The 12,513-nt window shown below is 64.0% G+C and carries 10 protein-coding genes and 1 pseudogene; 1 reads left to right on the top strand and 10 read right to left on the bottom strand.

All coding sequences use genetic code 11. The features are described from left to right. Positions 1 to 832 (top strand): LysR family transcriptional regulator (locus tag APH36_RS24540; RefSeq protein WP_060500889.1); only part of this gene is annotated, 832 nt, incomplete at its 5' end. Between the two features lie 91 nt (positions 833 to 923). On the opposite strand, the gene APH36_RS24535 is transcribed toward APH36_RS24540, so the two are convergent. The 10 genes and pseudogenes from APH36_RS24535 to APH36_RS24490 form a co-directional block, all read right to left on the bottom strand. Then, positions 924 to 1,619, bottom strand: a complete 696-nt coding sequence (locus tag APH36_RS24535; RefSeq protein ID WP_060500887.1) for a response regulator — start codon at positions 1,617 to 1,619, stop codon at positions 924 to 926. After that, entirely contained in the window at positions 1,616 to 4,270 is a 2,655-nt protein-coding gene (locus tag APH36_RS24530) for a sensor histidine kinase KdpD (RefSeq protein WP_060500885.1), read from the bottom strand. The genes APH36_RS24535 and APH36_RS24530 overlap by 4 nt, the downstream gene beginning before the upstream one ends. A 157-nt stretch (positions 4,271 to 4,427) precedes the next feature. Next, positions 4,428 to 4,979 carry a potassium-transporting ATPase subunit KdpC gene (kdpC, locus tag APH36_RS24525; RefSeq protein WP_060500882.1) on the bottom strand — a complete coding sequence of 184 codons (552 nt, stop codon included), beginning with the start codon at positions 4,977 to 4,979 and terminating at the stop codon, positions 4,428 to 4,430. Between the two features lie 10 nt (positions 4,980 to 4,989). Next, positions 4,990 to 7,044: a potassium-transporting ATPase subunit KdpB gene (gene kdpB, locus APH36_RS24520; RefSeq protein ID WP_016711623.1), complete on the bottom strand. Its 2,055-nt coding sequence runs from the start codon at positions 7,042 to 7,044 to the stop codon at positions 4,990 to 4,992. Positions 7,045 to 7,053: 9 nt separating this feature from the next. Beyond that, positions 7,054 to 8,748, bottom strand: coding sequence for a potassium-transporting ATPase subunit KdpA (kdpA, locus tag APH36_RS24515; protein WP_060500880.1), 1,695 nt, complete (start codon positions 8,746 to 8,748; stop codon positions 7,054 to 7,056). A gap of 9 nt (positions 8,749 to 8,757) precedes the next feature. After that, positions 8,758 to 8,847, bottom strand: a complete 90-nt coding sequence (gene kdpF / locus APH36_RS24510) for a K(+)-transporting ATPase subunit F (RefSeq protein WP_003251485.1) — start codon at positions 8,845 to 8,847, stop codon at positions 8,758 to 8,760. 462 nt (positions 8,848 to 9,309) lie between these two features. Further along, positions 9,310 to 10,077, bottom strand: coding sequence for an RHS repeat-associated core domain-containing protein (locus tag APH36_RS31205; RefSeq protein WP_082426451.1), 768 nt, complete (start codon positions 10,075 to 10,077; stop codon positions 9,310 to 9,312). 128 nt (positions 10,078 to 10,205) lie between these two features. After that, on the bottom strand, positions 10,206 to 11,252 hold the full coding sequence (locus tag APH36_RS24500; protein WP_060500875.1) for an AI-2E family transporter: 1,047 nt from the start codon (positions 11,250 to 11,252) through the stop codon (positions 10,206 to 10,208). A gap of 12 nt (positions 11,253 to 11,264) precedes the next feature. Then, entirely contained in the window at positions 11,265 to 12,059 is a 795-nt protein-coding gene (locus APH36_RS24495) for a DUF4892 domain-containing protein (protein WP_060500873.1), read from the bottom strand. Between the two features lie 109 nt (positions 12,060 to 12,168). Continuing rightward, positions 12,169 to 12,513: pseudogene (locus tag APH36_RS24490) on the bottom strand (alpha/beta hydrolase); the annotation flags it as partial.

Below are 12,513 nucleotides of genomic sequence, written 5' to 3'. Positions count from 1 at the left end.
CAAGCTGGGCCGTGTCCCTTCAGCCGTCAGCATGGCGGTCGCCCAGCTGGAAGCAGAACTGGACCTGGTGCTCTTCGACCGGGCCACTCGCAAGGCCTTGCCCACCAGCGCCGCCCTGGCGCTGGAGCCGCAAGCCAGGCAGGTGATCTGCCAGCTCAACCTGCTCGACGCCCAGGCCCTGCAACTGCACAAGGGCCTGGAAAAGCGCCTGACCATCGCCATGGCCCCCGAACTGCAAACCGGCCGCTGGAGCCAGCCACTGGAAATTTTGGCCCAGGAGTTCCCCAGCCTGGAAATCGAGGTGCGCTCGGCGACGCAGACCGAAGCCGTTCGCTTACTGCATGAAGGCAGCGTGCAACTGGCGCTGGTGTTCGAGCGGCCCGGTATCGACGAGCGTGAGTCATTCCTGGAAGCCGGCAGCCAGTTACTGGTAGCCGTTGCATCCCCCCGCCACCCCGCCGGGCAGAACAGCGGCACACCGTTGCCCGAAGAGGCCGTTGCCGAACAACGGCAGATCATCGTGGCCTCGGGCAAGGCCACCGGGTCAGACCCGCGCATGGTGCTGTCGCGGCGCATCTGGCTGACCGACAGCTACCTGGCCACGCTGGACCTGGTGCAGTCCGGCCTGGGCTGGGCCTACCTGCCGCAGCCGCTGGTCGAACCGCTGATTGCTTCAGGTGCGCTGGCCGAGGTGCGCTTCGACAACATGGCCAGTCGCTTGCGCCTGTGGGTAGACATCATCTGGATCAAGTCGCGACCGCTGGGTCTGGGGGCAAGGCGCTATCTGGATGTGATGCGCCAATGCTTTGAAACAGAATCACCGAGGTCGTGACGCAGACGCAGCTACGCTTCGAGCACCACCCTGCACCGTGTTGGATTTTTCGCCGGTAAGCCCACTCCCACAGAGTCGGCGTGAATCCGGATCAAACGGCCGGCGCCACCAACCTGTACCCCACTCCCGCCTCGGTAATGATAAAGCGAGGTGCTGTGGGGTCGTCCCCCAGCTTCTGGCGCAGATGCCCGACCACGATCCGCAAGTAATGGGTGTCTTCCACATGGGTAGGCCCCCAGATGTCCTTGAGCAACTGCTGCTGGGTAATCACCCGCCCCGGATGCCCGGCCAACAGCGCCAGCAAGGCGTACTCCTTGCGCGTCAGCGCCACCTCGACGCCCTCCAGCGTCACCCGGCGGAAGGCAAAATCCACGGTCAACGGCCCGAAGCTGGCCGCCACCTCCGAACCACCGGTCTGCGGCACCTGGCGCAGCAGGGCACGCACCCGCGCCAAGAACTCCTGGATGCCGAACGGCTTGGTCACATAGTCGTTCGCCCCGCCATCCAGCACATCCACCTTCTGGACCTCACTGGCGCGTACCGACAACACCATCACCGGCACCGCACTCCACTCGCGCAGCTCACGCAGCACCTGCTGGCCGTCCATGTCCGGCAAGCCCAGGTCGAGCACCACCAGGTCCGGCTTGCCCAATGCTGCCTGAGTGAGCCCCTCCTCACCGGTTGCCGCTTCGATCACCTTGTAGCCCTGGGAGGCCAGGCTGATGCGCAGGAACTTGCGGATCTGCGGTTCATCGTCGATGACCAACAGGGTGGCGGACTGGCTCATGGGGTTTCGCTTTCGGCTTCAGGTTGAGGGGGCAGTGGCAAGCATAGAGTGATGCCGGTGCCCTGGCCATCGATGCCTTCGCCTACCAGAATCTGCCCGCCATGGGCGCCGATCATGCCCTGGCAGATGGCCAGGCCCAGGCCGGTACCCTGCCCGCCACGGTCACCACGGGCAGCGGTGTAGAACATGTCGAAGATCTTCTCGCGGTCGGCCACCGGAATGCCGGGGCCTTGGTCAAGGACGGCAAAACGCAACTGCATGTCCTGCACCGATACGTGGAGTTCAAGCCGACCATTGGCCGGCGAGAACCGTGCCGCGTTTTCCAGCACGTTGACCAGCGCCTGCTCGATCAGCGCTGCATGCACGAACAGCAGCGGCAGCTCGGCCGGCACATCAGTGTGCACACGCAACGGGGCGAGCACTACGCGCATGCGGTTGAGCGCACTGCCAGCGATGTCACCCGGAGCCACCCAGTCGCGTGCCAGCTTGAGTCCGCCGTGGCCCAGGCGGGTCATGTCCAACAGGTTCTGAATGTAGCGGTCGAGGCGCTCGGCCTCGTTGCGGGTGCCGTCCAACAGCTCACGGCGGTCTTCAGGCGGGATGGCCTCGCCCAACGCCAGCAGGCTGTCGATGCTGCCACGCATGGCGGTCAACGGCGTGCGCAAGTCGTGGGAAACGGACGCCAGCAAGGCACTGCGCAACTGCTCGGTTTCGCCATGCAGGCGTGCGGCCTCCAGCTGCTCGGCCAGACGGGCGCGGGCCAACGCCTGTGCCAGCGGCTGGCCAAGGGCGGTGAGCAGGCGCCGGCGCGGGTCGCTGAGCGGCTGGCCGGAACGCGGGCGTACACCGAGCAGGGCCAGGGGTTGTTCGTCTACCGCCAGCGGCCACCACCACCAGCGGCCATTGGGCAGGGTGTCACTGCCATGGCCGGCGGCCTGGCCATGCTGCCAGGCCCATTGCGCGGCGGCGCGTTCGTTGTCGCTAAAGGCGTGGGCTTCACCACTGGCCACTTGCAGCTGGCCTTCGGCGTTGCGCTCCAGCAGGCACACCTGCATATCCTGCCAGCCATCCAGATGCTGGCCGGCGGCATTGAAGACGGCCTGGCGGTCGGTGGCCACCGTCAACCGGCGCGACAGGTCGAGCAACTGGCTGGTTTGTGCCTGGGTCTCGCGCAGCGCCTGCAGCTGGCGACGCTGGCGGGCGGCCAGGTTGCCGGTTAGCGCGGCCATCAGTAGGAAAAACACCAGCGTCAGCACATCTTCTTCACGCTGGATGCTGAACGAGAAATTGGGCGGAATGAACAGGAAATCGTAAGTCAGGAACGACAACGCAGCACAGGCCAGCGCAGGCCCCAGGCTGCTGCGTACCGCCACCAGCAACACCGCCGCCAGGAACACCAGCGATATGTTTGGCAACGCCAGCACACTCGACACCGCCCAGGACAGGCCTGCTGCCATGACGGTGGCCAGTAGCGCCAGCAGGTAATGCCGCCACACCCACACCCGCCGCACCGCCGAACGCGGCGCTTGCGGCTGCACATCGCGGTCCAGCACGTTGATTTCCAGGCCATGGCTCTCACGCAACAGCCGCGCAGCCACCCCGGCACCGAACAGGCGCCGGCGCAGTCGGTCGCGGGACTGCCCGACCAGCACCAGGCTGGCCCGTCGTTCGGCAGCATGCTGGATCAACGTGCGCGCCACTTCGCCGGCACGCAGCACCACCACCTCCCCGCCCATGCGCTCGGCCAGTTGCTGCGCAGCCTGCAGGCGATGGCGGGCGGTTTCGTCACGCAGGCGGCCGTTGTCCACATGCACCATGCTCCAGGGCAGGTGGCGGCGCTGGGCCACGCGGCTGGCATGACGCACCAGGCGCTCGGCCTGGTCGTCGCCATCCACGCCCACCAGCAGCCGGCCACGCAAGGCGGGGGCCTCCTGGCCGCGCTGGCGATAGCCATGGGCCAGGTCGGCATCGACCTGCGCGGCGGCAGTCTGCATGGCCAGTTCGCGCAGGGCGGTCAGGTTGGTTTGCGAGAAATACGCGTCGATCGCGGCCCGCGCCTGCTCCGGTACGTACACCTTGCCTTCGCGCAAGCGTTCGAGCAGGTCACGCGGCGGCAGGTCGATCAGCACCAGCTCGAAGGCTTCCTGCAACACCCAGTCCGGCAAGGTTTCGCGTACGAGCACGCCGGTAATGTCGCGCACCTTGTCGTTTAGGCTTTCCAGGTGCTGGACGTTGACCGTGGTGTACACGTCGATGCCGGCGGCCAGCAATTCCTGCACGTCCTGCCAGCGCTTGGCGTGCCGGCTGCCGGGGGCATTGGTGTGGGCCAGTTCGTCGACCAGGGCCAGTGTTGGCGCGACCTTGAGCAGGCCGTCGAGGTCCATTTCTTCAAGCGTGACGCCTCGGTACTGGCTGCGCAGCAGGGGCTGCTGCTGAAGGCCGGCGAGCAACGCCTCGGTTTCGGCGCGGCCGTGGGTTTCGACAACCCCCGCCAGCACCTGAACGCCCTGACGTTGCTGGGCGTGGGCGGCCTGGAGCATGGCAAAGGTTTTGCCGACGCCGGGGGCGGCGCCGAGGAACACCTTCAGCCGGCCCCGGCCTGTGCGTGGGAGGGTGGCCAACAGCGCATCGGCGCGGGCGGAATCACTCATGTTTCATCCTTCAGAATCTGCGACGGTCGACCAAAGGGCCTGCTTTGCAGGCCTTCGCGGGCACGCCCGCTCCCACAGGTACAGCGCCCCGTTCGAATATGGCGATATACCTGTGGGAGCGGGCGTGCCCGCGAAGGGCCGCAAAGCGGCCCCAACATCAGCGGCTCAAATGCTCAAGTGCCTGGTTCAGCGCCAGCACATTGACCACCGGCGGGCCGATCAATGGGTGGAGGGTGGCCTCTTCCACCAAGGCTTGCAAGCGCTCCACCGGCATTTGCCGCGCTGCTGCCACGCGCGGAACCTGATAAGCCACGGCCTCTGGCGGCAGGTGCGGGTCGAGGCCGCTGCCCGAGGTGGTCAGCAACGCCTGCGGCACCGGCCCCTGCTGCGCCCGGTAGAGCGTTGCGGCGTCCCCCTTGACCCGCTCGGCCAGCGCCGGGTTACTCGGCGACAGGTTGCTGGCACCGCTGGCCACCGTGGCGTAAGCACCCGCCGAAGGCCGCGCATGGAACCAGCCATCACCCTCGAATGCCTGGGCGATCAGCGCCGAACCACGCACCTGGCCCTGGTCGTCGCGCACCAGGCTGCCATTGGCCTGTTCCGGGAAAGCGACCTGGGCAATGCCCGTCACCGCCAGCGGATACAGCGCACCCGTCACCAGCGTCATCAACAAAGCCAGGCTCAACGCCGGGCGTACATAAGCATTCATAGCGGCCTCCTCAGACCAGGTTCAGGGCATTGAGCAGCAGGTCGATCAGCTTGATCCCGGCAAACGGCACCACAATGCCGCCCAGCCCGTAGATCAGCAGGTTGCGCCGCAACAGGTGTGCCGCACTGGCCGCCTGCACCCGCACGCCACGCAGCGCCAGCGGGATCAGCGCGATGATGATCAGCGCGTTGAACACGATGGCCGACAGGATCGCGCTCTGCGGGCTGGCCAGGTGCATCAGGTTGAGCACGCCCAGCTGTGGGTAGATGGCGGCGAACAGCGCCGGCAGGATGGCGAAGTACTTGGCCACGTCGTTGGCGATGGAGAAGGTGGTCAGTGCGCCACGGGTGACCAGCAGCTCTTTGCCTACCTGCACCACGTCCAGCAGCTTGGTCGGGTCGCTGTCCAGATCGACCATGTTGGCCGCCTCGCGCGCGGCCTGGGTGCCGTCGTTCATGGCCATGCCCACATCGGCCTGCGCCAGTGCCGGGGCGTCGTTGGCACCGTCGCCGCACATGGCCACCAGGCGGCCGTCGTTCTGCTCCTGGCGAATACGCGCCAGTTTCTTCTCAGGGGTGGCCTCGGCCAGTACGTCATCCACCCCCGCTTCGGCTGCGATGGCGGCGGCGGTAAGTGGGTTGTCGCCGGTCACCATCACCGTGCGAATGCCCAGTTTGCGCAACTCGGCGAAGCGCTCGCGGATACCCGGCTTGACCACGTCCTTGAGGTGGATTACGCCAAGCAGGCGCTTGTCGATGCATACCAGCAGCGGTGTGCCGCCGCTCTGGGCGATGCGCTCCACTTCGCGGGCCAGCGCCGGGGGCATTTCCAGCCGTTGCATGCCGACGAACGCCAGTACCGCATCGACGGCGCCCTTGCGGTAGCGGTGCTGCTGGAAGTCGATACCCGACAGACGTGTTTCGGCACTGAAGGCCACTGCCTCGAACTGCCCAGCAGCCGGTTCGATAAAGTCGTGCAGTTGGCGCAGGTACTCGACAATCGACTTGCCTTCGGCGGTGTCATCGGCCAACGAGGCCAGCAGTGCGCCCTCCCCCAATTCCTTGGCGGTGATGCCTGGTGCAGCATGTAGCGCGCTGCAGCGGCGGTTGCCAAAGGTGATGGTGCCGGTCTTGTCGAGCATCAGCGTATGCACGTCACCGGCTGCTTCCACCGCCCGGCCGGAGCGGGCGATGACGTTCAAGCGCACCAGGCGGTCCATGCCGGCGATGCCGATGGCCGACAGCAAGCCGCCGATGGTGGTAGGGATCAGCGTCACCAGCAGCGCGGCCAGGAAGATCAGCGGCAGGCTGCCACCCGCGAAGTGGGCAAACGGCTGCAAGGTCACCACCACGATCAGGAAGATCAGCGTCAGGCCGATCAGCAGGATGTCGAGGGCAATCTCGTTCGGCGTTTTCTGGCGCTTGGCGCCTTCGACCAAGGCAATCATGCGGTCGAGGGTCGATTCGCCCGGGTTGCTGGTGATACGGATCAGCAACCAGTCGGAGACCAGCCGGGTATTGCCGGTCACCGCCGAGCGGTCGCCGCCGGACTCGCGGATCACGGGGGCAGACTCACCGGTAATGGCGGCCTCGTTGACCGCTGCGATGCCTTCCAGCACCTCGCCGTCGCCAGGGATCATTTCGCCAGCGACTACGCGCACTACGTCATCTTTGCGCAACGCGCTGGCTGCAATGGTTTCGTAGCTGCCATCACGCTTGCGACGCTGGGCGGTCAAGCCCTGGCTACCCGCCTTGAGGCTGTCGGCGCGGGCCTTGCCACGGCCTTCGGCCAGCGCCTCGGCAAAGTTGGCGAACAGCACGGTAAACCACAGCCACAGGGCGATTTGCACGGCAACGCCGGTACTCACGCCACTGCCGGGGGCAAAGCACAGCACAGTGGTCAACACGGCGGTCAGGGCCACCACCAGCATCACCGGCGAACGTTTGAGCTGGCGCGGGTCGAGCTTGACGAACGCCTGCACCAGCGCCGGGCGCCACAGCGCGGCGAAGCGAGTCTGGTCCTTGGCGGTGTGCCGCGCTTTAACTTCAGGAATGGGCATGTTCATGGTCAGTCCTCAGAAACCCAGGCTCAGGTGTTCGGCGATTGGCCCCAGGGCCAGGGTCGGCAGGAAGGTAAGGCCACCCACCAGCAGGATGGTCACTAGCAGCAGGCCGGTGAACAGCGGGCCATGGGTGGGGAAGCTGTTCTGCCCCTGCGGTGCGCTTTTCTTCGCTGCCAGGCTGCCAGCCAAGGCCAGGATCGGCAGGATGTAGCCGAAGCGGCCGATGAGCATGGCCAGGCCGATCATCAGGTTGTGGTACACCGTGTTGGCACCGAAGCCGGCGAAGGCCGAGCCATTGTTGGCCGTGCCCGAGGTGTAGGCGTACAGCAGCTGGCTGAAACCATGCGCCCCCGGGTTGCTGACTGCACCCGCCGGGCCAGGCAGGCTGGCGGCGATAGCGCCCAGCACCAGCACGCCGACCGGCATCACCAGCAGGGTTGCCACCAGCAACTGCACCTCACGGGCTTGCAGCTTCTTGCCCAGGTATTCCGGGGTGCGGCCAATCATCAGCCCGGCCAGGAACACCGCGATCAGCACGAACAGCAGCATCCCGTACAGCCCGGCGCCGACGCCGCCGAAAATCACCTCGCCCACCATCATGTTGACCATCGCCACCATGCTGGTCAGCGGGTTGAGGCTATCGTGCATGGCGTTGACCGAGCCGTTGGAGGCCGCAGTGGTGGTGACTGTCCACAACACCGAGCCGGTGGTGCCAAAACGGCTTTCCTTGCCTTCCATGGGGGCCGCCTGTTGCACCTGAGTGCTTTCCAGCGCGGGGTTGGGCTGGTACTCGGACCACAGCGCGGTGCTGCCGCCAATCAGGAACAGGGCAAGCATGCAGGCGAGGATCGCGCGGCTCTGACGCAGGTCCTTCACGTAGTGGCCGAACGTGAACACCAGCGCCACCGGAATGAGGATGATCGACGCCACCTCGAACAGGTTGCTCCAGGCCGTGGGGTTTTCGAACGGGTGCGCCGAGTTGACGCCGAAGAAGCCACCGCCGTTGGTACCCAGTTGCTTGATGGCGATCTGGCTGGCGGCCGGCCCCAGCGGAATGGTCTGGTCAGCCCCTTGCAGGGTCAGCGCATGGGCGTAGTCGGCAAAGGTCTGCGGCACGCCCTGCCACACCAGCAGCAGCGCCAGCAGCAGGCACAGCGGCAGCAAGCCATAGAGTGTGGCGCGGGTCATGTCGACCCAGAAATTGCCCACCGTCGTTGCACTGCGCCGGGCAATGCCGCGACACAACGCAACCAGCACGGCCAGGCCGGTGGCGGCACTGACAAAGTTCTGTACGGTCAGGCCAAGCATCTGGCTGAGGTAGCTGACCGATGCCTCACCACTGTAGGCCTGCCAGTTGGTGTTGGTGACGAAGCTGACGGCGGTATTGAACGCCAGCGACCACTCCTGGCCGGGCAGGTGCTGCGGGTTGAGCGGCAGGTAGCCCTGCAGCAGCAACACAGCGAACAGCAGCAGGAATCCGGCCAGGTTGAAGGCCAGTAGCGCCAGGGTGTATTGCCGCCAGTTCTGCTCCTGGCTGGCGTTCACGCCCGCTAGCCGGTAGCAGGCCTGCTCGACCGGGCTCAGCAGCGGCGACAGCCAAGTGCGCTGGCCTTCCATGACCCTGTAGTAGAACCGCCCGAGCCAGGGTGCCGATAACAGCACGATGGCGAAGAACGCCAGCAGCAAGGCGAAATCGTAACTGTGCATGGCCGCTCCTTAGCTGCGATCGGCGCGCAGCAGCGCCACCAGCAGATAAAACGCCAAGGCCACTGCCAGCAGCAGTGACAGCCCGTCGAGCATATTCATGAGTGGTTCTCCCCGTGGTGCGGCGTGTGCCGCTATGGGGAAATTGTCTGAGGGAGGGGCGTAAAGGGGCGAGATCGGGGGGTGGGGGTGGGTATAAAGAATGCGTAAAGATCAAGGTTGTGGGCATCGGTGTAAACTGATCGGCGCAGATCACGTTTCTGTATTGCAAGTTTCTGATCTGCGTAATGCCCACAACATTCGCCGCCGTGCCCCCACGCATCCCAACGGACCCGACTCAACGTGAGTAAGCACTTTAGTGGCTCTGAATGCCTTCCTTGGTCTAAACCATCTCCACTCATTTTTAATCAAGGGACATTCGTTGCAGGCGTGCTTGCATTTGCCGGCGCACTCGGTTTCAGAGAAGATCATCGCGGGAAAGAGGGAGGGACAAGCATTTTGCCCAAAACTTGAAATATTTTCGCCGTTTCCCTAAGCAAAAAAAAATAGCCATTGAGTATCGCATCAACTTTTTCTTTGGCGCATTCTCTGGATAGCACCTCTCACACTCTCTTCCACCGTATGCAAATTACCTTGGGTAAATTTCTGCCTATCCGGTTGACGATCAAAAAAGCCCCTGATGACACCAGTCACAAGCCCCAACTCTAACCGCTGATTTTGGTCAGACACCATCGCATCCAATACCATCCCCCGAAGGTCGTTACTTTCACTGCCAGACAAACCAACGAGAGGTCTATTACTATCCACATAGTCCTGAAGCTCAGCCCGTTCAGACCGCGTGATCGGTTGTGCACCCTCCGCAATATTCCAGAAATCGTTAGAACCCACCTTTTTGTATGTACGATTTCGGCGATCTTTCTGCTTGGCGGCGTAATCAGTCTTCATCGTCCATGCATTCTGTTTTTCGCGCATCCACTGCTTGTAACTCTCTGTTCGATGGTACGAAGCTGGCTCACGCGTCAAAACAGGCATTTGATTGGAGGGAGGATTTGGCCGATCCGCGCGTGCAAGGCGAAGCACTGGCATTTTTCCATGGCCACTTGGGTCAAAAAAATTCACTGGATCGCACTCACAATAAGCATAGCTATTCAGCCCACCTATTTCGAACGGGCTGAATCTATCAGAAGAAACAAAGCGCATAAGGCTAGTGCTGTATGCCCTACTGCCATTACCCAGTAAATAGAAAGACCTAAACAACAAGTGACCCGTAAAACCAAGATGCAATTCTGCGTGCTCTACGCCGGCCGCCCAGCCATAAACTGTATAGTTCATTAAATATGCCCCAACTTTTTCTGGCCAAGAAGAGAAAGAATACCCGGCCGAACCAGGTAATAAAACCAGCAAAAATTACAGTTGACAGACACTTTCCACTCTTCCTGCTCGAAGCCATGTTTTCTGGCTCAGTGGTGGTTTTGTTCCGCGTTACGGCTCCAGTCCAGCAGCAGGCTGTACCCGACCGCCAGCAAGGTCGGCCCGATGAACAGGCCAATGAAGCCAAAGGCAAGCAACCCGCCGAACACCCCCAACAGCACGATCACCAGCGGCAGGTTGCCGCCACGGCTGATCAGGTAGGGCTTGAGCACGTTGTCCACGCCGCTGATGACAAAGGTGCCCCAGATGCCCAGGAACACCGCCATGCCGTACTCGCCCTTCCACACCAACCAGGCCGTGGCCGGGATCCAGGCCAGTGGTGGGCCCATGGGGATCAGGCTGAGCATGAAGGTCACCAGGCCCAGCACGATGGCACCCGGCACGCCAGCAATCAGGAAGCCGATCAGTGCCAGCAAACCCTGCGCAGCCGCTGTGCCAATCACTCCGTTCACCACCCGCTGAACGGTGCCCGCCACCAACTCCAGGTAGTACTCGGCGCGGTCACCCATCAGGCGGTGCAGCAAGCGCAGTACGAACGCCGACAGGCGCGGGCCGTCGCGGTAGAAGAAGAACACGAACACCAGGCTAAGGGTCAGTTCCAGCACTCCGCTGCCGATCTGCGCACTGCGCGCCAGCAACCAGTTGCCCACCTGCCCGAGGTACGGTTTGACCGACGCCAGCAGGGCCGCCCCCTGCTGGTCGAGCGACTGCCACCCACTGACCAGGCGCTCACCAACGAACGGTATGCCCCCCAACCAGGCCGGCGCATCGGGCAAACCGTCCACCTGCACGTCGCGCACGAACGCCGTGGCATCGCGAATATGATCGGCCAGGTTGAACCCCAGCCACACCAGCGGTAATGCCACAATCAGGATCCAGGCGGTGGTCAACAGGCTGGCCGCCAAGGTTTCGCGCCCGCCCAGCACACGCGTGAGCAAACGCATCAACGGCCAGCTGGCAAACGCCAGGATGGCCCCCCACAGCAATGCCGAGATGAACGGTGCCATCACCCACAGGCCGGCCCCCAGCAACGCCAACAGCAGAATCTGGACCAGCAGGCGATCATTGTTAACCATGGCGGCGCTCGTTCAACGGATCAGTTCAAGGTGCAAGCCGTCGGTGGGCGCACTACCGACCTCAAGGCGGCCATTGCGCACCCCTGCCTTGACCAGCGCCTCACGCCAGGCTTCGGCCTGAGCGCCACTGAGGCTGGCACGCAGGGTGCTGTCCAGGTTCAGGCTGCGGGCCAGCAAATTCACCCAGGTGTCTTGCGGCGCAGCCAGGTCAGGGTAGTCGAGCTTGCCGGTGTCGCGCATTTCGCGAAGCACCGTGGCAGCGGTCGGCAGCAGTTCGCCCAACGGGTTGCCGGCGACGAACTCTTCCACATGCAGGTAGGCGCGGCGATTGCCCCGGGTAACGCTGTACAGCGCGACCAGGGTGTCGGCCTCTTCCGCCGAGCGACGCAGCAAGATGAAGGCCTGCTGCTCGTCACCACCGTTCAGGCGGGCATTGGCAAACACATCATTGGCCCACAGGCTGGCCTCGCCGCAATCGCGGCCCTGGCACCAGAACAACGGGTAACCCCCGTCGCGTTGCAGTTCTTCACGGGCAGTGGTGAAGGCTTCGCGGGCGGTGCGTTCGACCGGCAGTTCGTAGGTGACCGAGCTGACCTGGCCACGGCTTTCGACCTTGTCTTCGACCCGCAGGCGGCCGCTGATCTTGCGCAGCGGGCCCATCGGGTAGACGCGTTCCTGCTCCACGGCCGGACGCTGGTCGACGACCTTGGCGTCCACCGGTACCGGCAAACTGCCGGCCCATAACACGGGGCTGGCGAGCATCAGGCAAGCGGCCAGGGCAGTACGAATGGAAACGGGCGCGCTCATTGGCGACCCAGGCGGCGCCGTGCGCCGAAATGAAGCTCCAGGATGTCTGGCAGTTGCATGGTTGTCTCCCTGTTCAACCCGCCAAGCCTCGACAGTTGTCCGGTGCAAGTCAAGCAAAGCCAAAGAAGCGATTGAAACAGTCTGCGACAAGGGCCGCGCCCTGCTCATCGTTCAGGTGCAGGTGATGGCCACCGGGCAGCGTCACCTGCTCAAAGGGTAGCTGCTCCAGCAACGCGGTGTGGCGCACCAGCATGCCATCGGCGGCGACCACTAGCTGCGCCGGGCAATTCACCCTGCGCACATAGGCCATGGCCTGCGCTTCGCTCAGGCGGACTGGCGATGGCAAGGTCAGGCGGCTGTCACTGCGCCAGCTGTAACCGCCCGGCACCGGCATGAGGCCACGCTGGGCCAGCAGTTCGGCAGCCTCGCGGCTGACCGCGACCATGCCTTTCAT

Origin of the sequence: Pseudomonas sp. NBRC 111133 (genome assembly GCF_001320605.1) — a bacterium.
Classification (GTDB): Bacteria; Pseudomonadota; Gammaproteobacteria; order Pseudomonadales; family Pseudomonadaceae; genus Aquipseudomonas; species Aquipseudomonas monteilii.
This window is presented reverse-complemented; position numbering and strand designations above follow the sequence as displayed.

Excerpts from the sequence above, each read along its gene's own strand:
- kdpA (WP_060500880.1), bottom strand. The coding sequence starts at position 8,748 with ATGCACAGTTACGATTTCGCCTTGCTGCTGGCGTTCTTCGCCATCGTG.
- APH36_RS24500 (WP_060500875.1), bottom strand. The coding sequence starts at position 11,252 with ATGGTTAACAATGATCGCCTGCTGGTCCAGATTCTGCTGTTGGCGTTG.
- APH36_RS24530 (WP_060500885.1), bottom strand. The coding sequence starts at position 4,270 with ATGAGTGATTCCGCCCGCGCCGATGCGCTGTTGGCCACCCTCCCACGC.
- kdpF (WP_003251485.1), bottom strand. The coding sequence starts at position 8,847 with ATGAATATGCTCGACGGGCTGTCACTGCTGCTGGCAGTGGCCTTGGCG.
- APH36_RS24535 (WP_060500887.1), bottom strand. The coding sequence starts at position 1,619 with ATGAGCCAGTCCGCCACCCTGTTGGTCATCGACGATGAACCGCAGATC.
- kdpC (WP_060500882.1), bottom strand. The coding sequence starts at position 4,979 with ATGAATGCTTATGTACGCCCGGCGTTGAGCCTGGCTTTGTTGATGACG.
- APH36_RS31205 (WP_082426451.1), bottom strand. The coding sequence starts at position 10,077 with ATGAACTATACAGTTTATGGCTGGGCGGCCGGCGTAGAGCACGCAGAA.
- APH36_RS24495 (WP_060500873.1), bottom strand. The coding sequence starts at position 12,059 with ATGAGCGCGCCCGTTTCCATTCGTACTGCCCTGGCCGCTTGCCTGATG.
- kdpB (WP_016711623.1), bottom strand. The coding sequence starts at position 7,044 with ATGAACATGCCCATTCCTGAAGTTAAAGCGCGGCACACCGCCAAGGAC.